Here is a 21,093-nt window from a genome sequence, read left to right on the forward strand (position 1 = left end):
TGTCCGAGGGGGTGGTCCGAGGGGGGTGCGGTGCCGGGGGTGGCAGCACGAACGCCCCGGGTCGCGACGACACGGGGGCGGTACCCGATCCTACGGGCGGTCCCCGAGCGCGGCCTCGCGCAGGCGGGCCAGCTCGGGCCGGTCGCGGTAGTAGGCGCGGCCGTCGGCGCCGATCTCGGCGAGCCAGTCGGCGCGGGCGGACAGGTGGGCGACGTACGCGTCGCGGCGCTCGGTCAGGCCGAGGTGGACGGCGAGGACGTCGACCTCCTCGCACCGCGCGAGCGCGTCGCGGACCCGGGGCTCGGCCTCACGGGCCTCCTCGGCGACCAGCGCGAAGAACCCGTCCTGGCTGCTGCCGCTCGGCACCGAGAGCAGGGCGGGCTGGACGTAGGTGCGGATCATCGCCATCGAGGCGTCCGTCCGCGCGGTCGCGGCGGCCGTGGCGTCCGCGCACCGCTCGACCGCACGCTGCTCGCGCTCGCGCAGCTCGTGGTCGGCGGCCCAGCCGGCGACCAGGACCAGCGCGGCGACGGCCAGGACCCAGCGCGTACGCCGCCGCAGCGGCGTGCGCCCCGGCTGCTCGAGGACCTCGGCTGGCTCCACCCGTCCAGTGTGCGCCGGGGCCGGTCGCGCCGCCCGGCGCTCGGCGGTCGTGGCCTCAGCCGACGCCGTGGCGCTTGACGAACTCCACGATCTGCTCGGCCAGCTCGGGCCGGCACACGATGAGGTCGGGGAGGTAGACGTCCTCCTGGTTGTACTCCAGCGGGGTGCCGTCGACGCGGCTGGTGAACAGCCCGGCCGCGCGGGCGACCGCGACCGGGGCGGCCGAGTCCCACTCGTACTGCCCGCCGGCGTGCACGTAGGCGTCGGTGATGTCGCGCGCGACGCTCATCACCTTCACCCCGGCCGAGCCCATCGCGACCAGCTCGGCATCGATCTCCTGCGCCAGCGCGTGGACGAACTCCGGCGGGCGGCTGCGCGAGACCGCGATCCGCGGCCGCGCGCTCGTCCGCGGCGGGACGACCGGCGGCTGGCCGGTGTTGAAGGTCTCCCCCAGCGCCGGCTGCGCGACGGCCCCGGCGACGAGGTCGCCGCCCTGCCACAGCGCGACGTGGACGGCCCAGTCCTCGCGGGGCACCTCGGAGAACTCCCGGGTGCCGTCCAGCGGGTCGACGATCCAGACCCGGTCCTTGCCCAGGCGGACCTTGTCGTCCTTGCCCTCCTCCGACAGCACGGCGTCCGCGGGGCGGTGCTCGGCGATCAGGCCCATCAGCAGCTCGTGCGCGGCGCGGTCGCCGGCGTCCTTGAGCTCCTTGCCCTCCAGCCCCTCCCCACGCACCTCGAGCAGGCGCTCACCGGCGACGGTGGCCAGCCACGTCGCCAGGACGTGGTCGTCGTGGGCAGCGGACTCGGGAGGGGAACCGGCGTCGAAGGTCACGGGCGCCAGCCTAGGACCCGCCCCGCGCCTGGCGCCCCGCTGGTTGAGCAGCGAGCGCCAGCGAGCGTGTCGAAACCCGGTGACGTGCCCACCGCCGCGCCGCTGGTTGAGCAGCGAGCGCCAGCGAGCGTGCCGAAACCCGGCGACGTGCCCACACAGCCACCCCACCGCTGGTTGAGCAGCGAGCGCCAGCGAGCGTGCCGAAACCCGGCGACGTGCCCACACAGCCACCCCACCGCTGGTTGAGCAGCGAGCGCCAGCGAGCGTGTCGAAACCCGGCGACGTGCCCACACAGCCACCCCACCGCTGGTTGAGCAGCGAGCGCCAGCGAGCGTGCCGAAACCCGGCGACGTGCCCACACAGCCACCCCACCGCTGGTTGAGCAGCGAGCGCCAGCGAGCGTGTCGAAACCCGGTGACGTGCCCACCGCCCCGAGCCCCTCACCGGGTTTCGACACGGTCGGCGCCGGGGCGCCTCCCTGCTCAACCAGCGGGAGCGATGCCTCCGCGCTTCCTCCTGCTCGAGCAGCAGGAGCGACGACGCGGCCCCGGCGAACGCTCAGAGCGGCAGGCCGTGCTCACGCAGCCGCGCACGGAGGGCGTCGGGCCCGTCGTCGACGGTCCACACGACGCCGCGCAGACCGGCGTCGCGGGCGGCGTCGACGAAGCGGTCCTTGTCGTCGACGTGCAGCACCGCGGCAGGCTCGAGGCCGAGCTGCTCGACCACCCGGCGGAAGAACGCGGGGTCGGCCTTGGTGACCCCCAGCTCGCAGGAGGTGAAGGTGGAGTCCAGCAGGTCGCCGTAGCCCAGCTCCTCGCGCATGTACGCCGTGCGCAGGTCGTGCTGGTTGGTCGCGAGGTGGACCGGGACGCCGGCCTCGCGCAGGTCGCGGACGACCTCGGCGGTGTCGGAGACGACCTCGATGTGGTGGTAGTGGTCCACCAGGTCCTCGGCGCGATCGGGCACGCCCCAGTGCTCGAGCACCTCCGCGACGACGTCACGGAAGGAGCGGTGGCCGGTGAGCGCCGCCTGCTCGGCCTCGAAGAGGTGGTCGCTGAACTCCTCCCCCGAGCCGTCCGGCACGAGGGCGCGCAGCGTGTCGAGCCAGCCGGGCGGGTTGACCTGCAGCACGCCGTCCGCGTCGAGGAGCACGGCTCGCACGGCCCGCGCCGAAGCCCCAGCACTCACGAGTTGAACTTCTGCTGGGTCCGCTCGAGGCCCTCCAGCACCAGGCACTCCACGGCGTCGGCCGCGGTGTCGACCTGGAACGGCAGCACCTTGCGCTCGGCGGCGGAGTAGTTCGACAGCACGAAGTCCGCGACCTCCTGCCGGCCGGGCGGGCGGCCGATGCCGACGCGCACCCGGTGGAAGTCGCCGGTGCCGAGCGAGGAGCGCATGGACTTCAGGCCGTTGTGGCCGTTGTCGCCGCCACCGAGCTTGGCGCGCATCGTGTCGAAGGGGATGTCCAGCTCGTCGTGGATCGCCACGATGCGCTCGGGCGGCACCTTGTAGAAGGTGGCGAGGGCCTTGACCGGCCCGCCGACCTCGTTCATGTACGACCGGGGGCGGGCCAGCACGACGCGCGCCTGGTCCGAGCCGGGCGACCCGAACCGGCCCTCGACCACGTCGGCGCGACCGGTCTTGTGGGCCCGGAACGGCGAGCCCATCCGCCGCGCCAGCTCGTCGGTCACCAGGTAGCCGATGTTGTGGCGGTGACCGGCGTAGGAAGGGCCGGGATTCCCGAGGCCGACGACGAGCCACACGGGGTTGGCGGTGTCGGTCACGGGTTCCCGGCCCTTCCTGGTTCCGAAGAGGTGCACGCCGTACGACGTGCCCCCTGCGGGCGTGCCTTACTCGGAGTCGGCGGCCTGCTCGTCGCCGGCGGCGTCGGCCTCGGCCTCGGCGCCCTCGCCCTCGGTCGCCTCGGACTCGTCGCGCTCGATGCCGGCCTCGGCCTCGGCGTCGGCGAGCTCGGCCTCGAGGGCCTCGGCGGAGACCTGCTCGGTCACGTTGACGACGAGGGTCTCGCCGTCGACCAGCAGGGTCGAGCCGGAGGGCAGCTCGAGCTGCGAGGCGAGGATCTGCGTGCCGGCCTCGAGGCCCTCGACGGAGACCTCGATGGACTCGGGGATGTGGGTGGCCTCGGCCTCGAGGGACACCGTGGCGTTCTCGGTGACGACGAGCGTCTCCTTGGCGGCCTCGCCGGTCACGACGACGGGGACGTCGACGGTGACCTTCTCGCCGCGGACGACCGCGACGAAGTCGACGTGCTCGAGGTGGCGCTTGATCGGGTCGATCTGCACCTGCTTGGTGAGCGCGAGCTGGGTGTCGCCGTCGATGTCGAGCTCGAGCAGCGCGTTGGCGCCGCCGTGCTTGAGCGCGAGCATCGTGGCGTGGCCCGGCAGGGTCACGTGGATGGGGTCGTTGCCGTGCCCGTAGATGACGGCGGGCACCTTGTTCTCGCGGCGGATGCGGCGGGCGGCGCCCTTGCCGAACTCGGTCCGCTTCTCGGCGGTGATCTTCTCGCTGGCCATCGTGGCTCTCCTCGTACGTGGGTCTGGTCGTGCGTCTCAGGGGCCTCGGCTCGACGGCGCGGCACACCCGGAGGTACGGCCAGCCCTGTCGATCACGGAGCGGTCCACGGCCGGCGTGGCCGGACCCTCCCTCGCCGAGGCAACCGCAGCAGTCTAGGGGCGATGCCGACGGATGCCCAATCACCGCGGGAGGGCGGCGTACGCCGTGCGCTCAGGCGCGGTCCGCCTCGGTCTCGGCGGAGGTCCACCGCCCGGGCAGGTCGACGGTCGTCTCCCCCGCCTGGCCGTCCTCGGTGGTCCAGGTCGCGCGCACGCCGGCGGTCGAGGCGGGGCCTGCGAGGACCCCGCGCATCAGGCGTGGCCGTCGAACATCGACGTCACCGAGCCGTCCTCGAACACCTCGCGGATCGCGCGGGCGACCAGCGGGGCGATGGAGAGGACGGTCAGCTTGTCGAACTCCCGCTCGGGGGCGATCGGCAGGGTGTTGGTGACGATGACCTCGACGGCCGGGCTGTTCTTGAGCCGGTCGACGGCCGGGTCGGAGAGGATCGCGTGCGTGGCGGCGATGATGACGCCCGCGGCGCCGTCGGCCATGAGCGCCTCGGCGGCCTTCACGATCGTGCCACCGGTGTCGATCATGTCGTCGGTCAGGATGCACATCTTGCCCGCGACCTCGCCGACGACGCGGTTCGCGACCGTCTCGTTCGGCCGGTCCGTGCGGCGGGTCTTGTGGATGAACGCCAGCGGGACGCCGCCGAGCTTGGCCGACCAGCGCTCGGCGACCTTGATCCGGCCCGCGTCGGGCGAGACGACGCACAGCTGCTCGCGGCCGTACCGCTCGCGCACGTAGTCGGTGAGGATCGGCAGCGCCATCAGGTGGTCGACCGGGCCGTCGAAGTAGCCCTGGATCTGGTCGGCGTGCAGGTCGACCGAGATCAGCCGGTCCGCGCCGGCGGTCTTGAACAGGTCGGCCATGAGGCGGGCCGAGATCGGCTCGCGGCCGCGGTGCTTCTTGTCCTGGCGGGCGTAGCCGTAGAACGGCATGACCACGGTGATCCGCTTGGCGCTGGCGCGCTTGAGCGCGTCGACCATGATCAGGTGCTCCATGATCCACTCGTTGATCGGAGCGGTGTGGCTCTGGAGCACGAAGGCGTCGCAGCCGCGGACCGACTCCTCGTAGCGGACGTAGATCTCGGAGTTCGCGAACTCGTAGGCCGAGGTCGGCACGAGGTCGGTGCCGAGGATCCCGGCCACCTCCTCGGCGAGCTCGGGGTGGGCCCGACCGCTGAAGACCATCAGGTTCTTCTCGGTGGTCTTCTTCATCCCGGTCATGGTGGTGCTCCCTGGTCGCCGGAGGTGGGTGCGGTCAGGATTCTGCCCCTGCCGACGGGGTCCCCCCAACTCCGTCCCCGTCGTCCTGAGACGTTTTGTGAGCGGGATCTCCCGCGGCCTCCGCCGCGGCCGCCTGTGCGGTGCCCGCGCGGCGCCGGAGCGTCCAGCCCTCGAGGTTGCGCTGGGGGCCCGCGCTGACCGCCAGCGCACCCGCCGGCACGTCGTCGCGGACGACGGTCCCGGCCCCGGTCCCGGCCCCGTCGCCGACCGTCACCGGCGCGACGAAGGTGTTGTTGGAGCCGGTCCGCGCCTGGCGGCCGACGGTCGTGCGGTGCTTGGCCACGCCGTCGTAGTTGGCGAAGATCGTGCCGGCGCCGATGTTGGTGCCCTCGCCGATGGTGGCGTCACCGACGTACGACAGGTGCGGGACCTTCGCGCCCGGCGCGAGGTCGGCGTTCTTGGTCTCCACGAAGGTGCCGATCTTGCCGCCCTCGCCCAGCCTGGTGCCGGGCCGCAGGTAGGCGAACGGGCCGACGTTCGCGCCGTCGCCGACGACCGCGAGCTGGCCGTGCGTGCGGACGACCTGCGCCCCCGCACCGACCTCGCAGTCCTCCAGGGTGGTGTCGGGGCCGACGACCGCGTCCTCGCCGACCACGGTCGCGCCGAGCAGCTGGGTCCCCGGGAGGATCGTGACGTCCTGGGCCAGCTCGACCTCGGAGTCGATCCACGTCGTGGCCGGGTCCATCACCGTGACGCCCGCGCGCATCCACCGGGTGACGATGCGGCGGTTCATCTCACGGCCGAGGTCGGCCAGCTGTGCCCGGTCGTTGGCGCCCTCGGTCTGCAGGACGTCCTCGAGCGGATAGGCGCCGACGGTGAGGCCGGCGTCGCGGGCGAGCTGGACGCAGTCGGTCAGGTAGTACTCGCCCTTGGCGTTGTCGTTGCCGATCCGCGGCAGCGCCTCGGCGAGGAAGGCGGCGTCGAACGCGAGGATCCCGGAGTTGATCTCGCGGATCTCGCGCTGCTCGGGCGTCGCGTCCTTCTCCTCCACGATGGCCACCACGTCGCCGTCGCCGTCGCGGACGACCCGGCCGTACCCGAACGGCTCCGGCACGATCCCGCTGAGGATGCTCACCGCCCGCTCGGCCGCCTCGTGCTCGGCGGTGAAGGCCCGCAGCGACTCGCCCTCGAGCAGCGGGGTGTCGCCGTACGCCACGAGCACCGTGCCGGCCCCGATCCCGCCGGCGGCCTCCACCGCGACCCGCACGGCGTGGCCGGTGCCGAGCTGGTCCTCCTGGACCGCGAGCACGACGCCGGGCAGCTGCTCCTCCACGTGGGGCGCGACCAGCTCCCGCTGGTGGCCGACCACCGCGACCACCTGCCGCGGCTCGACCGCGCGCACGGCGTGCAGCACGTGCCCGACCATGCTGCGCCCGCAGACGGGGTGCAGCACCTTCGGGGTCTTCGACCGCATCCGGGTGCCGCCGCCGGCAGCGAGCACGATGACCGTCAGGTTGTTCGTCACGCTCCCCGGGTAGGAGTCGAACCTACGTCGCTAGTCCTGATTCAAAGTCAGGCGGGCCCTGCCGGCAGACCAACCGGGGAATGTCCCCCGTGGAGGACCGGCCCAGCCTAGATGAGCGCCGGCCGGTCGAGCAGCGAGCGGCAGCGAGCGTCGCCCACCGCCGGCCGAGCAGCGAGCGCCAGCGAACGTCGCCCACCGCTGGTCGAGCAGCGAGCGCCAGCGAGCGTCGTCGAGACCCAGCCACCGTCCCCGACACCGCAGCCACCTCACCGGGTCTCGACGACGCTCGGCGCTGGCGCGCCTCCCTGCTCGACCAACGGGTCCGCCGCTGGTCGAGCAGCGAGCGCCAGCGAACGCCGCCCACCGCCGGCCGAGCAGCGAGCGCCAGCGAGCGTCGTCGAGACCCAGCCACCGTCCCCGACACCGCAGCCACCTCACCGGGTCTCGACGACGCTCGGCGCTGGCGCGCCTCCCTGCTCGACAACGGGTCCGCCGCTGGTCGAGCAGCGAGCGCCAGCGAGCGTCGTCGAGACCCCCGCACCGGCGCAGGGCCTCAGCCGCGCTCCCCCGCCCCGGGTGACGGAGGCGGCCGGCAACGCCCGCGGGCCAGCACCGGCAGGTCGTCCAACCGTCCGTCGATCAAGGCCTGGCGCTTCGCCCTGCTCCACCCCTGCACCTGCTTCTCGAACGCGTAGGCGTCGTCGATGCGACCGAGCTCCGCGCACCAGGCGAGCCGAACCGGCCGGCGGCGTCGCGGACGCGTGTACGCCGCGCCGAGCCCCAGGTCGTGCTCGCTCAACCGGCGCGCCATGTCGGTGGTGCTGCCGACGTAGAAGCTGCCGTCCGCGCACTCGAGGATGTAGGTCCAGGCCATGGTCGCCTCCTGCCCGATCCCGGCGGAGCCACGCACGACGGCCGGCCGGCTGTGGACGAGGCGGCTCACCGCCCACCGCTGGTCGAGCAGCGAGCGTCCGCGACGTCGTCGAGGCCCAGCGACCGTCCCCGACACCGCAGCCACCTCACCGGGTCTCGACGACGCTCGGCGCTGGCGCGCCTCCCTGCTCGACCAGCGGTGGACCGCAGCCACCCCACCGGGTCTCGACGACGCTCGGCGCTGGCGCGCCTCCCTGCTCGACCAACAGCCGGCGCTGGTGCACCTCGCTGCTCGACCAGCAGGGACCTCCCGGACGGCGTTCCCGTTCCTCGCTAGGTTCGGGGGCGTGGACCTGCCCGTGATGCCACCTGTCCAGCCGATGCTCGCCAAGTCGGTGGCGGGGGTGCCCGACCCGGCCAAGCACGCGGGCGGGCTGCTGTACGAGCCGAAGTGGGACGGGTTCCGCTGCATCGTGTTCCGCGACGGCGACGAGGTGGAGCTGACCAGCCGCAACACCAAGCCGCTGACGCGCTACTTCCCCGAGGTGGTGGCGGCGGTGAAGGAGCAGCTGCCCGAGCGGTGCGTGCTCGACGGCGAGCTGTTCGTGGCGCAGCGCTCGGCCTCGGGGGCGGACCGTCTGGAGTTCGAGGTGCTGCAAGAGCGGATCCACCCGGCGGCCTCCCGCGTGACGATGCTCAGCGAGACGACGCCGGCGGGCTTCGTGGCCTTCGACCTGCTGGCGCTGGGCGATGAGTCGTACGTCGAGCGGCCGTTCGCCGAGCGCCGGGCCGCGCTGGAGGAAGCGCTGGCGCACCTGGTCGGGGGCCGTGGCCCGTGCCACCTGACCCGGGCGACGACCGACCCCGCGGAGGCGGAGGGCTGGTTCACCCGTTTCGAGGGCGCCGGCCTCGACGGGATCGTCGCCAAGCCGCTCGACGCGGCGTACGTCCAGAACGGCCGGACGATGATGAAGGTCAAGCACGAGCGGACCGCGGACGTGGTGGTCGCCGGCTACCGCGAGCACAAGACGAGCACGCCGGAGCGGCCGCTGCTGGGCAGCCTGCTGCTCGGGTTGTACGACGCCGACGGCTCGCTCCAGCACATCGGCGTGAGCGTCAGCTTCACCGAGAAGCGTCGCGCCGAGCTGCTCCAGGAGCTGCAGCCGCTCGTCTGCCCGCCCGAGGAGCACCCGTGGGGCGCGTGGAGCGAGATGGCGATCGCCAACCCCGACCGCGTCCCCGGCACCCAGAGCCGGTGGAGCGTCGGCAAGGACCTGTCGTTCACCCCGCTGCGGCCCGAGCGGGTGCTCGAGGTGAAGTACGACCACATGGAGGGCCGGCGCTTCCGCCACACGGCCCACTTCAAGCGCTGGCGGCCCGACCGCGACCCGGCCTCGTGCGGCTACGACCAGCTCGACGAGCCGGTCCGCTACGACCTCGCCGAGGTGCTCAGCGCCGCCCCCGGGGCGCCCGCGGCCGACCCGGCCGGGGACTAGGGTGACGGCCATGGCCGACTACGACGTCGTACTCCTCGTCGAGCAGGCGCTGACGCCCGCCGACGCCGCCCAGGTGCGCTCGCTGCACGAGGCGATCGAGGAGCCGGTGACCTACCACGTCCTGCTGCCCATGGAGGACGCCGCGGCGCGCATCGAGTCCGCGATGGGGTCCCTGTCCGGCGGCGAGCTGCTGGCCTCCCCGGCGATGGCGATGTCGGAGGTCGACCTCGACGCTGTCCGCCACGACTGCGAGGAGCGCTCGCGCGACGACCTGGCCCGCACGCTCGACGCGCTGCACGCCGCCGGCGCGACCGCCTCCGGCGAGGTCGTCACCGACCCGCCCATCCACGCGCTGGCCGAGAAGGTCAAGGCCGTCGACGGCCGCGAGGCGATCATCCTGACCCGCCCGCACGTGGTCGCCGAGTTCTTCCACGTCGACTGGACCTCCCAGGCCCGCCGCAAGATCGGCGTGCCGGTGCTGCACCTGCTCGAGCACGAGAACTTCGACGAGCAGGCCGGCGGCGGCGAGGGCGTCACGGGCTTCTGAGGTGCGACTCCCCCTCCGCCGGTCCACCGAGACCGGCCCCGCCGACGAGCCCGTCCCCGCGACGACGCTCGAGCGCCCCGCCCGCCCGACGCCCCCGCGCGGGCGCCCCGTCGCGGCGTACGCCGCCGTCCTGGACGGCGAGCACCTCTGGCTGGCCGTCGAGGCGGCCCCGGGCACGCTCGCGCTCCGGGAGACCGGCACCGGCGAGGTGGTGCCCCTGGTCGGCGACCACGAGGACTCCCTGAGCCACCTCTCGGTCCGCGCGGACCTGCTGGTCCTGCCCGGCACCGGCGAGGCGACGTACGACGCCGTGCTGGTCGGCCCGGGCGGCCGCTCGCCGAAGCCGGTGTGGACGCCGCCGCTGGCCGACGTGGGCCCCGACGTGCACGACGGCCCGACGCTGGCGCCGACGAGCCGCGACGGGTCGGTCCGGTTCGCGCTCGAGCGGTCCGAGGACGGCACGCTGCGGGTGATCCGCACGCCGGTCGCCGAGCCGCTCCCCCGCCTGGCGTCGGTCACCTCGACCGGCGACGCGGTCGAGCTGCACGTGGTCGGCGCGCTCGGCGGCGAGCTCCACCTGCGGGCCGGCGGGGCCGACGGCGAGGTCGTGGTGACCGTGCCGATCGTGGCCGGCCGCGCGGTCCTCCACCGCGACGACGTGCCGCTGGACCGCGGCCGGAAGCTGGCGGTCACCGCGGGCACCGCCGCCGCGGCCCGCCCGGTCGCGCGCGACGCCAACGACCTGCGCGAGGCGAACCCGGCCACGCTGCTGCCCCACCTCTACCTCGACGACGCCGACCGCCCGCTGTGGCGCCTGGTGTGGACGCCCGACCGGACCCTCGGCGTGCGCGTGCCGCCCCGCGGCCAGGACAGCGCGGCCGACGCGCAGGAGGACGCCTCGTGAGGATCGCCTGGCTGGTCTTCAACCTCGACGGGATGGGCGGGACGTCGCGCTCGGCCATCACGCAGGCCAACGCGCTCGCCGCCGACCACGACGTGCGCCTGGTCAGCGTGACCCGCAGCGGCGACCGGCCGCACTACGACGTGGACGACCGGGTCGCGGTGCAGTACCTCGTCGACGTCCGCGAGGACCGCGACCCCAGCGCACCGCCGGTCCCGGGCGTCACCCCGGCCGTCGCGACCGCCCTCGCCGACCGGGAGTCGGCGCTGGTGCCGGCCCGCTGGGACGGCCAGTTCTCCGCGTTGACCGACGTCGCGATGGAGGCCGCGCTGCCCGCGCTCGACGTGGACGTGCTGGTGACGGTCACCCCCGCGCTGCTCGCCGCGGCCGTGCAGCTGCTGCCCGACCACGTCACCGTCGTCCACCAGGAGCACCGCTCCTCCTCCGACCGCACCTCCGGCCTCGAGCCGCTGCTGACCTACGCGCCGCAGGCCGACGTCGTCGCGCTGCTGACCCCGACGGTCGAGGCGTGGCTGCGCGAGCGGCTCGGCGAGGTCGCGCCCGAGACCGTGGTCGTCCCGAACCCCCTGCCGATCGGCTTCGTCCCCCGCTCCCGGCTGGACCAGAAGGTCGTCGTGGCAGCCGGCCGGCTCGTGCAGGAGAAGCAGTTTCCGAAGCTGGTCGCCGCGTTCGGGCAGGTCGCGGACCGGCTCCCCGGATGGCGGCTGCGCATCTGCGGCGAGGGCCCGCAGCGCGCCGAGATCATGCGCCAGGTCCGCAAGGACGGGCTCTGGGACCGCGTCGAGCTGCCCGGCGCGGTGCCCGACATGCGCGGCGAGTGGGCGCGGGCGAGCATCTCCGCGCTGACCTCGCGGGCCGAGGGCTTCCCGCTCGTGGTCCAGGAAGCCATGGCCGCCGGCGTGCCGGTCGCCAGCTTCGACTGCGCCTCCGGGCCGCGCGAGATCATCGAGCACGAGGTCTCCGGCCTCCTGGTCGGGCCCGAGTCGGTCGCGGGCATGGCCGCTGCGCTGCTGCGCCTGGCCACCGACGACGAGCTGCGCCACCGCCTCGGCGCCAGCGCGCACCGCGCCGCCCGGCAGTACGACGCCCACGCGCTCGCCGAGCGGTGGCTCGGCGTCTTCGCCGACGCGCGCGCCCGCCGGGCCGGCCGCGGACGCCTCGAGGCCCGGGCGCTCGCCAAGCCGCCCCGCCGGCCGCGGTCGACGGCGGACCGGGTCGAGGCCGCCGGCGTCACCCCGACCGAGGCCCGCCGCACCGCGCTGCGCCTGGCCGTCGACGCGGCCCGGACCGCCAGCGACGCGTGGTTCGTGGTGCCGCGCGACGGCGCCGCCCCGCCGACCGTCGTGGTGCCGATGTCGGCCCGCCGCGAGCTCCTCGACCACCTGGCCGCCGCGGACGTCCCGGCGTACCTCTCCTTGCGCGACCCGGCCCAGCACGGCTGGCACGAGCGACGGGGACCGGTCGCCGGCCTCGCCCGCGACCTGCGGCGCGGGATGACCACCCAGGTCGCCCTCGAGCCGTGGCCGACCGACCCGCGCACCGGCCGGCCGGGGCTCCTCGCCCAGGACTGCGGGGTGGACGTGCAGTTCTGGGAGTCCACCGTCGACGGCGACCTGGTCGCGCCCCGCCGCAACCGGTGGGTCCAGCTCGTGCCGCTCGGCACCGACCTCGTCGACCACGAGGTCGACGGCGTGGCGGTCCGGACGCTGCCGCTCATGGCCGAGCCGACCTTCGACCAGTGCCGCTTCCCCGTCGACGTCGTCTACACCTGGGTCGACGGCGACGACCCGACGTGGAACGACGCCCGGGCGGCCCGGCTCGCCCAGGTCACCGGCACCGCGGCCACCCGCGAGGCCAGCGGGCGGGCGCGCTTCGTCCACCGCGACGAGCTGCGGCACTCGATGCGCAGCGTCCACCTCTTCGCGCCGTGGGTCCGCAACATCCACCTCGTCACCGCCGGCCAGCGCCCGGAGTGGCTCGCCGACCACCCGCAGGTGACCGTCGTCGACCACCGCGAGATCCTCCCCGCGGACGCGCTGCCGACGTTCAGCTCCCACGCCATCGAGACCGGCCTGCACCGCATCCCGGGGCTGAGCGAGCAGTGGGTCTACCTCAACGACGACGTGTTCCTGGGCCGGCCGGTCCGGCCCGAGCAGCTGTTCACGCCGGCCGGGCAGAACGCCGTGTTCCTCTCCGCCACGACCGTCGGCCCCGACGACGCGCCCGGCGCGCCGGCGTACCTCCGTGCCGCCTGGAACAACCGCCGGCTGCTCCGCGACGCGTTCGGCGTCACCACCACCAGCACCCTCGCGCACACCCCGCACCCGCACCGCGTCTCGGTGCTCACCGAGATCGCCGAGCGGTTCGCGGGCGACGTGGACCGCACCGCGCGGGCGCCGTTCCGCTCCGAGACCGACGTGTCGCTGCTCAGCTCGCTGGCCCAGCACTACGGCCTCGCGACCGGCACGGCGTACGTCGGCACGGCCGAGCACGCGTTCGTCAACGTCAGCAACAGCGACGTCGAGTGGCAGCTGCAGCGGCTGCTGGACCGCGAGCAGGACTTCTTCTGCCTCGGCGACCACCACGACCACGCGGTGACGGCCGCCCGGCTGGACCGCCTGCTGGCGGACTTCTACGCCGAGTACTACCCCGTCGCCGCGCCCTGGGAGCGCTGAGCGGGTCAGGCCCGCCCTCAGGTGGGGCGCAGCGCCTTCAGCTCGGCGCGCAGCTTCTCGATCCGTTCGTTCTTCACCGCGAGCCGCTCCTTGAGCTGCCGGCGGACCGCGGCGACCTGCGCCTGGGTCTCGTCGGAGGCCATCGCGGCAGCGGCGTCGTACATCGCGACGTACTCCTCCTGCAGGCCCGCGAGCTCGGCGACCGCGCCCTCGTCGTGGGGCGAGGCGACCAGCGTGGCCATCGCGGCCCAGGTCCGGTCGGCCAGCGAGCGCAGCGCCGGGGCGACGGTGATGTCGTCCCAGGTGACCTGCGACCGGTTGAGCCGGACGTCGACGAACTCGTCGACCGGGTGCGGTGCGTCCAGCGGCCCGGCGTAGGTGATCCCGAGCTGGTCCCCGGCGCGGGTCATCGCCGAGCGCCAGTCCGCGACCAGGTCGGCGTACAGCACGAACGCGCGGCGGTGCGCCCGCGTCGCCTGCTCGGTGAGGAAGGCGGCGTTGACCCACGCCGCGACGTTCGCGGTCTCGCGCTGGCGGCGGAAGGAGTCGGACTGGGCGGTGAGGTACGCCGTGTCGCGCGAGCGCACCACCTCGGTCGGGTGGCGCAGCATCGTCAGCGTCGACACCTCCACCCCCAGCTCGCCCGCGACCCGCAGCCACAGGTCGTGGACCCAGAACTCGCGCGGGTCCTTGACCAGCACCTGCGGCTCGCCCAGCGCGACCACCTCGGCCAGCCAGGTGCGCAGCTCCGCCTCGACCTCGGGGGTGACGGCGCCCGCGGCGACCTCGGCGGCCGTGGGCCGGGTGTCGATGGTGCGCACGGGGACCGGGTTGAGCAGCCGCTTGTGGAACTCCGTGACCCACAGCGGCTCGTAGTAGCCGCGCGGATTGGACTCGTCGGCCTCCACCTCCGGCTGCGGGACGTGGAGCCCGAGCCGCTTGAGGGTGCCCGCGACGCTGCTGGTGCCGCTGCGGCCGGAGCCGGTGACGATGACGAGCCTCACGGGCGCCGAGGCTACGCGAACCGGCTCTCGTCCCGACCCGGACCCGCGCTCAGTAGGCTGCGCGACCGTGAGAGCGATGGGTGCCGACTTCCTGCCCGTGGCACCGGCCGCGGGGTCCGTGCAGCACGAGGGCCGGGCCGCGGTGTGGGCCGAGCGGCCGGACGGGACCCGGGCCGTGCTCCGCGTGCGGTTCGAGGACGCGACCGCCGCGCCGGTCGTCCACGAGCTCGAGCTGGTGCTGCCCGTCGAGGACGTCGTGGCACCGGACCGACGGCGGCTGCTGCTCCTGGGCTCGCGCGAGCCCGACGTGCGCGCCTATGTCCGTCGCCTCGCCGACCAGGACTGGCGCGAGGTCGCCCGGGCGGTCCCCGGCGACGCCGGCTACGCGCTCAGCCTCGTCGAGCACGCCGCCGGCTGACCCCCGGGACCGACCGCGACCGACCGAGGTCGACCCGCGCTCAGCGCCGTCGGGCCCGCAGCTGCTCGACCAGGATGTCGCCGTGGCCGGCGTGCCGGGCGAGCTCGGCGACCAGGTGGGCGTGGACGTAGCGCAGGCTGACCGGGCCGGCGTGCCAGGGGAACTCCTCGTCCAGGTCGTGCTCCGCAGCGATCTCGCGTGAGCGCTCGCACGCGGCGAGGTGGGCCGCCCGGACGGAGGCGATCGTGTCGCCGTCGTCGAGCACGAAGCTCTCCTCGACCGTGTCGGGGAGACCGACCTGCGCGCGCGGCACGCCGGCGACCCGGCTGTGGAACCACACCCGCTCGACGAAGGTCGCGTGCTTGACCAGCCCGAGCACGGTCGTCAGCGACGGCACCAGCCGCTCGCGCGCCTCCGCCTCGGTGAGGTCCTCCAGCAGCGCGCGGACCTCCGCACGCTGTCGGTCGACCATCGCCTCCAGCACGGCCCGCTCGCCGGCCACCTGCACGTCCGTCACCGGGCACCGACCAGGGCGATCACCGGGCGTCCTCGACCCGGTTGCCGTCCTCGTCCCAGTGCGAGGCGACCTTCTTGCTCGGCTGCACCCGCGGCGGCTCGCCCGGCATCTTCGGGTAGTCCGGCGGGAAGTTCAGCTCGCCGCCGGGCAGCTCCTCCCACAGCCGCAGCAGCGGCTCGAGGGAGTGCGCGACGTCGTCGATGTCGGCCCACGGGTCGCCGTCCGCAAGCCGGTCGGGCACCGTGAACAGGTTGAACCCCCGTGGGTCGTCGAGCGTCGACAGCTCCTCCCAGGTGACCGGGGTGGAGACGGGCGCACCGGGGATCGGGCGCAGGGAGTACGCCGAGGCGATGGTGCGGTCGCGGTTGTTCTGGTTGTAGTCGACGAAGACCCGCTCCCCGCGCTCCTCCTTCCACCACTCGACGGTGACGCCGTCGTCACGGCGGGCCAGCTCGCGACCGAAGCCGATCGCGGCGTGCCGCAGGTCGGTGAACTCCCAGCGCGGCTCAATCCGCACGTAGACGTGCACCCCGCGGTTGCCGGAGGTCTTCGGATAGCCGCGGATGCCGAGCTCCTCGAGCAGCTCGCGCGCGAGGCCGGCCACGCGGACCGCGTCGGCGAAGCCCGTGCCCGGCTGCGGGTCGAGGTCGATCCGCAGCTCGTCGGGGCGGTCCGCCCAGGTCTCCGACGCCGGGTCGCGCCGCACCGGCCACGGGTGGAAGGTCAGCGTGCCCATCTGCGCGCACCACACCGGCACCGCGATCTCGGTCGGGCAGATCTCCTCGGCGGTGCGCCCCGACGGGAAGGTGATCTCCACCGACTCCAGGTAGTCCGGCGCCCCCTTCGGGACCCGCTTCTGGTAGAAGGCGTCGGCCTTCTCACCCGGCCGGCCGGTGGCCAGCGTGATGCCGGGGTGCACGCCGGCGGGCCACCGCTCGAGCGCCGTGGGCCGGCCCCGCAGCGCCCGCATCAGCCCGTCGCCGACGGACGCGACGTACTCCGCGACCATCAGCTTGGTCACCTCGGGCGTGCTCTCCGTCGCCGGGTAGATCACCCGGTCCGGGCTGGTCACCCGGACCTCGCGGTCCCCCGCCACGACCGTCGCGGCCGCTGCCTTCGCCATGGGGCCACGCTAGCGGGGTCAACGCCCGGCCGGCGTGACCTCCGTGAGCGCCGAGCTCGGCTGGAACGTCGGCCGCTTGTCGGTGTCGTCGCGCCCCGGGCGGACGAACTCGAAGCTCGCGGTCGTCGCCAGCACCCACGCCGACGGCGGCGCGTCGAGCCCGAGCACCGCCTCCCCCACCGGGGCGTACGCCGCCAGCAGGGCCTGCGCGCAGGACAGGTGCGCCGGGGGCAGGTGGAAGGCCAGCCGGTCGACCTCGGTCCGCGTGCCGACGAAGGCCAGCGGGCGGCCGAGGGTGGCGCCGCAGACCCCGCAGACCCGGCTGAGCGCGCACTGGGTCACCCGGCGCTTGTCCAGCCCGCGGGCCGACAGCGGCGCGCCGGCCGGCCGGTCGCCGTACCCGACGTCGGTGCCGGCCGCGAACGGCACCGGCACCCCCAGCTCGGGGTCGGTCGGGAGCTCGCCGAACGCGCGTGGGGCGGGATCCATCAGTCGTGGCTCCTCTCCCGGGGCGAGCGGGTCCAGGCGCCGAGCTCGGCACGCCGCGGCTGGCGCTCCTCGTCGGACTTGCGACGACGGTCCTTCGACGGCTCGTTCGCGGTGTCCGAGCGCTCCGGCGGGGCCGGGTCGTTGCTGGTCGTCCAGCTGTTCGGCACCGAGAGCTTGATGATCGTGCGCAGCGCCTGGCCGTACTGCCGGTGCAGCGGACCCGTGGTGTACGGGATGTCGTACTTGTCGCACAGCGCCCGGACCTTGACCGAGATCTCGGCGTACCGGTTGCTCGGCAGGTCGGGGAACAGGTGGTGCTCGATCTGGAAGCCGAGGTTGCCGCTCATGATGTGCAGCAGCGGGCCGCCCTTGAAGTTCGCGGCACCCAGCACCTGGCGCAGGTACCACTCCGAGCGGGTCTCGTCCTCGAGCTCCTCCTCGGTGAAGTGCATCGCGCCGTCGGGGAAGTGGCCGCAGAAGATGATCACGTAGGACCACAGGTTGCGGCTGAGGTTGGCGGTGGCGTTGGCGACCGCGACCTCCTTCCACCGCGGGCCGGACAGCGCCGGGTAGACGACGTAGTCCTTGAGGACCTGGTTGCGACCCTTGCGGAAGATCTGCGCGAGCTGCCGCTTCATCTCCTTGGGGTCCTTCTCGCCCTTGCGGATCCGCTCGAGGTCGAGGTCGTGGAGCGCGACGCCCCACTGGAAGAGCGTGGCGAGCAGCGCGTTGTAGACCGGCTGGCCCAGGTAGTAGGGGTGCCAGCGCTGCTCGCGCGCCATCCGGAGGATGCCGTAGCCGATGTCGTTGTCGTGGCCGAGCACGTTGGTGAACTGGTGGTGGATGTAGTTGTGCGAGTGCTTCCACTGCTCGGCCGGCTGGGCGGTGTCCCACTCCCAGTTCGAGGAGTGGATCTCCGGGTCGTTCATCCAGTCCCACTGGCCGTGCATGACGTTGTGGCCGATCTCCATGTTCTCGAGGATCTTGGCCAGCCCGAGGAAGGTGGCGCCCGCGACGAGCGCCGGCTTCGTGGCCTTCGGCGCCCAGCGGCCGCCCCAGGTGCCCGCGAGCATCGAGACCCGGCCGGCGGCGGCGAGGCCGCGCTGGATCTTGATGAGGCGGTTGATGTACGCCGCGTCGGCGGCGCCGCGCGAGTCCTCGATCTCCTGCCGGATGGCGTCGAGCTCCCGCCCGATCTGCTCGACCTCCTCCTCGGAGAGGTGGGTGTACTCCTTGACGTCCGCGATGGCCACGGGGCCTCCAGTGGTGGTGTCGGGTCGTGCCGGTGGTGGGTGCTGCTCGTTCGAGCCGGGGGCTCAGGTGACTCGGGTGCTCAGATGTCGAGGGTGCAGTCCCCGACGGCGGCGGTGACGCAGGTCTGCACCGGCTCGTTGGGCTGGCCGAACTCGTCGCCGCTGCGCAGGTCGCGCACGGTGCCCTCGACCAGGGTCAGGGTGCAGGTGTGGCAGATGCCCATCCGGCAGCCGTACGGCATGCCGACGCCCGCCTGCTCGCCGGCCTCGAGGACCGTCGTGGCACCGTCGACCTCGATGGACTTGCCGGAGTTGCGGAAGCTGATCGTGCCGCCCTCCCCGCCCTCGCCGCCGAGCTTGAGGGAGAACCGCTCGAGGTGCAGCTGCTCCTCGAGACCCGCCTGCTCGAAGTGCTCGGTGATCGCGTCCAGCATCGGGCCGGGGCCGCACGCCCAGGTCTCGCGCTCGCGCCAGTCCGGGCAGATGCCGTCGAGCCCCTTCTCGGGGTGGTCGAGCTCGAGCATGCCGTCGGTGTCGGTGTGCAGCTGGTGCAGGGTGAGCCGCTCGTGCTTCTCGGCCAGCGCCTCGAGCTCCTCGCGGAAGATCATCCGGTCGGGCGTCGGCGAGGAGTAGTGCATGACCACGTCCGGGGCGTCGGCGCCGTCGAGGGTGCCGCGGCGGTCGAGCGTGCGCAGCATCGACATCACCGGCGTGACGCCGCTGCCCGCGACGAGGAAGAGCATCTTCGCCGGCGGCGGGTCGGGCAGCACGAAGTCGCCCTCGGGCAGTGCCAGGCGCAGGATCGTGCCGGGCTCGAGCCCCTTGACCAGGTGCGAGGACAGCTTGCCCTCGGGCATCGCCCGCACGGTGATCGCGATCGTGCGGCCCTTGCGCCGGGGCGCGGACGACACCGAGTACGACCGCCACTGGAACTTGCCGTCGACCTGGATCCCGATGCCGACGTACTGCCCGGGCCGGTGGCGGTAGCGCCAGCCCCAGCCGGGACGGATGATCAGCGTCGCTGCGTCGTCGGTCTCGGGCACGACCTCCTCCACGCGCCCACGCAGCTCCCGCGAGGTCCACAACGGGTTGAGGAACCGGAGGTAGTCGTCCGGGTCGAGCGGCGTGGTGAGCGTGTGGCCCGCCTTGCGGACCCGCTCCCACGGGATGGTGCCTGCCATGTCGCCCCCAATACCCACGTGACGTCCGTCGCACCCTCAGTGAACACATGTTCTCCCGACCGGTCAACGGGCTGTCCGCGACAGCGGGCCTGCTGGAGCCCCGCCGTACGCTGGGAGGCATGGGTTACCAGGTCGAGAAGTCGGACGCGGAGTGGCGCGAGCAGCTGTCCCCCGAGGAGTACGCCGTGCTGCGCCAGGCCGGCACCGAGCGCGCCTTCACCGGTGAGTACACCGACACCGAGACCACTGGCGTCTACCGCTGCCGCGCCTGCCAGGCCGCGCTGTTCGAGTCCGACACCAAGTTCCACTCCGGCTGCGGCTGGCCGTCGTTCTACCAGCCGATGACCGAAACGATCGAGTACATCGAGGACAACTCCCACGGCATGCGGCGCGTGGAGGTCCGCTGCGCCAGCTGCGGCTCCCACCTCGGGCACGTCTTCCCCGACGGCTACGGCACCCCCACCGGCGACCGGTACTGCATCAACTCGATCAGCCTGACCCTCGAGCCGGCGACCCAGCCCGCCGAGCAGGGCTGACCCGGGCCTGGCTCGTCTGCGGGTCTCCGCGACGTGTCCGGGCAGGTCAGCTGCTGAACCACCCCGAGGGCCCGAGCTCGGAACCCATCCGCGGGACGTACTGGTCGAAGTAGATCCGGGCGATGAGCTCGCGGCGGGACCGGACGTCGGCCTTGTCGAAGACCGACTTCAGGTGGTCCTGGACGGTGTACGTCGACACGTGCAGCGTCGCGGCGATCTCCTTGGTGTCGACCCCCTGCAGCACCAGCTGCGTGACGTCCCGCTCGCGCTGGGTCAGCCCGAACGCGGCGACCACGAGCGCGACGATCTCCGGCGGCCGCGCCTCCTCGATCGTGACCACGACGTCGCCGCCGCGGTCGCCGAAGGACGTCAGCGGCGAGGCGTGCAGCACCAGCCACATGCCGCTCGCCGCGCGGACCCGGCACCGCGGCGGCGTGGTGGTCTCCCCCCGGGCGTAGCGCCGCGCGGCCCCCACGAGCGCGGCGACCGGGCTGAGCGGGTCGCCCGCGGCTGGTGAGGTGGCGATGAGGTCGGCGATCCGCTCCTCGGCCCCGACGCTCATCTGCACGATCTCGTCGTCGGAGCCGACGATGAGCACCGCCGGCCCGGACGGTGCGGCCACCGACGGTGCCGGCGCGTCGGCCATCCGGGTGAGCAGCCCGGTCCGCACGCCGCGCGCGAACGCCGTCGAGACGCCGGCCAGGAAGTCGACCTCGGAGTCGTCGAAGGGCCGGTCGCCGTCCCCGCGGAACAGCGCCATCCCACCCCAGACCTCGTTGCCGTCGCGGAAGACGACCCGGGCCTCGTCGGTGAACCCGAAGTTCGGCACCATGAAGCTGCTCATCCGGCCCGACCGCTCCACCTCGCCGCCGGTCACCTGGTGCACGCCCGCGGCCGCGGTGCGCGTGACCGCGAGCTCGGTGAAGGCAGTCGGCTCGACCGTGCCGTACTCGATCAGGCCGAACTCGTGGTCGCGCGAGTTCATCGACCGCAGCGCGCCGTACTTCCGCGCGCTCGTCAGCAGGTGGGTGCCCGGGTCGTGGGTCGCCAGGCACGCGCTCACCCAGGGCACGGCGCGCGCGAGGGACTCGACGGCCTCCTCGAGGAACGTCTCGAGGTCCAGGCCGGCGCGCGACACGACGTCGACGTCCTGACGGACGCGCTCGGCGGTCAGACCTCGGGGCATGCCGACGAGTGTGCGCGCCGACCCCGGCGACCGACATCCCACAT

22 protein-coding genes and 1 tRNA gene are annotated in these 21,093 nt (G+C 73.7%); 6 read left to right on the forward strand and 17 right to left on the reverse strand.

All coding sequences use genetic code 11. The features are described 5' to 3' along the window. Window positions 1-90: 90 nt before the first annotated feature. The 10 genes from QWY28_RS00490 to QWY28_RS00535 all read right to left on the reverse strand — a co-directional run bounded on the left by QWY28_RS00490 (window position 91) and on the right by QWY28_RS00535 (window position 7,772). On the reverse strand, window positions 91-603 hold the full coding sequence (locus QWY28_RS00490) for a hypothetical protein (protein ID WP_300950339.1): 513 nt from the start codon (window positions 601-603) through the stop codon (window positions 91-93). Between the two features lie 55 nt (window positions 604-658). Further along, on the reverse strand, window positions 659-1,438 hold the full coding sequence (locus QWY28_RS00495) for a 3'(2'),5'-bisphosphate nucleotidase CysQ (protein ID WP_300950340.1): 780 nt from the start codon (window positions 1,436-1,438) through the stop codon (window positions 659-661). Between the two features lie 558 nt (window positions 1,439-1,996). Continuing rightward, the gene (locus tag QWY28_RS00500; protein WP_300950341.1) at window positions 1,997-2,599 is read right to left on the reverse strand and encodes an HAD family hydrolase; all 603 of its coding nucleotides are present in this window, start codon (window positions 2,597-2,599) and stop codon (window positions 1,997-1,999) included. A gap of 23 nt (window positions 2,600-2,622) precedes the next feature. Continuing rightward, window positions 2,623-3,222 (reverse strand): aminoacyl-tRNA hydrolase, encoded by a 600-nt coding sequence (pth, locus tag QWY28_RS00505; protein ID WP_300950342.1) that lies wholly within the window; start codon window positions 3,220-3,222, stop codon window positions 2,623-2,625. A 66-nt stretch (window positions 3,223-3,288) separates the two neighbouring features. Then, window positions 3,289-3,972 carry a 50S ribosomal protein L25/general stress protein Ctc gene (locus tag QWY28_RS00510; RefSeq protein WP_300950343.1) on the reverse strand — a complete coding sequence of 228 codons (684 nt, stop codon included), beginning with the start codon at window positions 3,970-3,972 and terminating at the stop codon, window positions 3,289-3,291. Window positions 3,973-4,183: 211 nt separating this feature from the next. Next, window positions 4,184-4,324 (reverse strand): hypothetical protein, encoded by a 141-nt coding sequence (locus QWY28_RS00515; protein WP_300950344.1) that lies wholly within the window; start codon window positions 4,322-4,324, stop codon window positions 4,184-4,186. Then, window positions 4,324-5,304: a ribose-phosphate diphosphokinase gene (locus QWY28_RS00520; protein ID WP_300950345.1), complete on the reverse strand. Its 981-nt coding sequence runs from the start codon at window positions 5,302-5,304 to the stop codon at window positions 4,324-4,326. Before QWY28_RS00520 ends, QWY28_RS00515 begins: the two co-directional genes overlap by 1 nt. 34 nt (window positions 5,305-5,338) lie before the next feature. Then, window positions 5,339-6,829: a bifunctional UDP-N-acetylglucosamine diphosphorylase/glucosamine-1-phosphate N-acetyltransferase GlmU gene (gene glmU / locus QWY28_RS00525; RefSeq protein WP_300950346.1), complete on the reverse strand. Its 1,491-nt coding sequence runs from the start codon at window positions 6,827-6,829 to the stop codon at window positions 5,339-5,341. Between the two features lies 1 nt (window position 6,830). Next, a tRNA-Gln gene (locus tag QWY28_RS00530) sits at window positions 6,831-6,909 on the reverse strand. A gap of 473 nt (window positions 6,910-7,382) precedes the next feature. Continuing rightward, entirely contained in the window at window positions 7,383-7,772 is a 390-nt protein-coding gene (locus tag QWY28_RS00535; protein WP_300950347.1) for a GIY-YIG nuclease family protein, read from the reverse strand. Window positions 7,773-8,049: 277 nt separating this feature from the next. On the opposite strand from QWY28_RS00535, the gene QWY28_RS00540 reads away from it, so the two are divergent. From QWY28_RS00540 to QWY28_RS00555, 4 genes are read left to right on the forward strand one after another with little or no spacing between them, the layout of a single operon-like run. After that, window positions 8,050-9,198, forward strand: a complete 1,149-nt coding sequence (locus QWY28_RS00540) for an ATP-dependent DNA ligase (RefSeq protein WP_300950348.1) — start codon at window positions 8,050-8,052, stop codon at window positions 9,196-9,198. Between the two features lie 10 nt (window positions 9,199-9,208). Beyond that, window positions 9,209-9,745: a hypothetical protein gene (locus tag QWY28_RS00545; protein WP_300950349.1), complete on the forward strand. Its 537-nt coding sequence runs from the start codon at window positions 9,209-9,211 to the stop codon at window positions 9,743-9,745. A 1-nt stretch (window position 9,746) separates the two neighbouring features. After that, window positions 9,747-10,649, forward strand: a complete 903-nt coding sequence (locus tag QWY28_RS00550) for a hypothetical protein (RefSeq protein ID WP_300950350.1) — start codon at window positions 9,747-9,749, stop codon at window positions 10,647-10,649. Further along, window positions 10,646-13,342, forward strand: coding sequence for a stealth family protein (locus QWY28_RS00555; RefSeq protein ID WP_300950351.1), 2,697 nt, complete (start codon window positions 10,646-10,648; stop codon window positions 13,340-13,342). The genes QWY28_RS00550 and QWY28_RS00555 overlap by 4 nt, the downstream gene beginning before the upstream one ends. 17 nt (window positions 13,343-13,359) lie before the next feature. Here QWY28_RS00555 and QWY28_RS00560 read toward each other — a convergent pair whose 3' ends face one another. Then, complete coding sequence (locus QWY28_RS00560) at window positions 13,360-14,346, reverse strand: sulfotransferase family protein (RefSeq protein WP_300950352.1); 987 nt, start codon at window positions 14,344-14,346, stop codon at window positions 13,360-13,362. A 76-nt stretch (window positions 14,347-14,422) separates the two neighbouring features. Between QWY28_RS00560 and QWY28_RS00565 the strand changes: the two genes are divergently transcribed. Next, window positions 14,423-14,764 (forward strand): hypothetical protein, encoded by a 342-nt coding sequence (locus QWY28_RS00565; RefSeq protein ID WP_300950353.1) that lies wholly within the window; start codon window positions 14,423-14,425, stop codon window positions 14,762-14,764. Window positions 14,765-14,804: 40 nt separating this feature from the next. Here the strand turns inward: QWY28_RS00565 and QWY28_RS00570 are convergent, their stop codons facing one another. The 5 genes from QWY28_RS00570 to QWY28_RS00590 all read right to left on the reverse strand — a co-directional run bounded on the left by QWY28_RS00570 (window position 14,805) and on the right by QWY28_RS00590 (window position 19,327). After that, entirely contained in the window at window positions 14,805-15,281 is a 477-nt protein-coding gene (locus QWY28_RS00570) for a DinB family protein (protein ID WP_300950354.1), read from the reverse strand. Between the two features lie 19 nt (window positions 15,282-15,300). After that, window positions 15,301-16,404 carry a DNA polymerase domain-containing protein gene (locus QWY28_RS00575; protein ID WP_300950355.1) on the reverse strand — a complete coding sequence of 368 codons (1,104 nt, stop codon included), beginning with the start codon at window positions 16,402-16,404 and terminating at the stop codon, window positions 15,301-15,303. A gap of 18 nt (window positions 16,405-16,422) precedes the next feature. Then, on the reverse strand, window positions 16,423-16,893 hold the full coding sequence (locus tag QWY28_RS00580) for a hypothetical protein (RefSeq protein ID WP_300950356.1): 471 nt from the start codon (window positions 16,891-16,893) through the stop codon (window positions 16,423-16,425). Beyond that, a complete protein-coding gene (locus tag QWY28_RS00585) occupies window positions 16,893-18,146 on the reverse strand; it encodes a fatty acid desaturase family protein (protein WP_300950357.1) in 1,254 nt (417 codons plus the stop codon). Before QWY28_RS00585 ends, QWY28_RS00580 begins: the two co-directional genes overlap by 1 nt. An 80-nt stretch (window positions 18,147-18,226) precedes the next feature. Beyond that, a complete protein-coding gene (locus QWY28_RS00590) occupies window positions 18,227-19,327 on the reverse strand; it encodes a ferredoxin reductase (RefSeq protein WP_300950358.1) in 1,101 nt (366 codons plus the stop codon). Window positions 19,328-19,446: 119 nt separating this feature from the next. Here QWY28_RS00590 and msrB point away from each other — a divergent pair, with 119 nt between their 5' ends. After that, a complete protein-coding gene (msrB, locus tag QWY28_RS00595) occupies window positions 19,447-19,863 on the forward strand; it encodes a peptide-methionine (R)-S-oxide reductase MsrB (RefSeq protein ID WP_300950359.1) in 417 nt (138 codons plus the stop codon). A 46-nt stretch (window positions 19,864-19,909) separates the two neighbouring features. Here the strand turns inward: msrB and QWY28_RS00600 are convergent, their stop codons facing one another. Next, window positions 19,910-21,049, reverse strand: a complete 1,140-nt coding sequence (locus QWY28_RS00600) for a helix-turn-helix transcriptional regulator (protein ID WP_300950360.1) — start codon at window positions 21,047-21,049, stop codon at window positions 19,910-19,912. Between the last annotated feature and the right edge of the window lie 44 nt (window positions 21,050-21,093).

Origin of the sequence: Nocardioides oceani (assembly GCF_030412965.1) — a bacterium.
Taxonomy (GTDB): domain Bacteria; phylum Actinomycetota; class Actinomycetes; order Propionibacteriales; family Nocardioidaceae; genus Nocardioides; species Nocardioides oceani.

Coding starts and splice junctions, on each gene's coding strand:
- QWY28_RS00510 (WP_300950343.1), bottom strand. CDS start 3,972: ATGGCCAGCGAGAAGATCACCGCCGAGAAGCGGACCGAGTTCGGCAAG.
- QWY28_RS00515 (WP_300950344.1), bottom strand. CDS start 4,324: ATGCGCGGGGTCCTCGCAGGCCCCGCCTCGACCGCCGGCGTGCGCGCG.
- QWY28_RS00520 (WP_300950345.1), bottom strand. CDS start 5,304: ATGACCGGGATGAAGAAGACCACCGAGAAGAACCTGATGGTCTTCAGC.
- QWY28_RS00545 (WP_300950349.1), top strand. CDS start 9,209: ATGGCCGACTACGACGTCGTACTCCTCGTCGAGCAGGCGCTGACGCCC.
- QWY28_RS00565 (WP_300950353.1), top strand. CDS start 14,423: ATGGGTGCCGACTTCCTGCCCGTGGCACCGGCCGCGGGGTCCGTGCAG.
- QWY28_RS00575 (WP_300950355.1), bottom strand. CDS start 16,404: ATGGCGAAGGCAGCGGCCGCGACGGTCGTGGCGGGGGACCGCGAGGTC.
- QWY28_RS00580 (WP_300950356.1), bottom strand. CDS start 16,893: ATGGATCCCGCCCCACGCGCGTTCGGCGAGCTCCCGACCGACCCCGAG.
- QWY28_RS00590 (WP_300950358.1), bottom strand. CDS start 19,327: ATGGCAGGCACCATCCCGTGGGAGCGGGTCCGCAAGGCGGGCCACACG.
- msrB (WP_300950359.1), top strand. CDS start 19,447: ATGGGTTACCAGGTCGAGAAGTCGGACGCGGAGTGGCGCGAGCAGCTG.
- QWY28_RS00600 (WP_300950360.1), bottom strand. CDS start 21,049: ATGCCCCGAGGTCTGACCGCCGAGCGCGTCCGTCAGGACGTCGACGTC.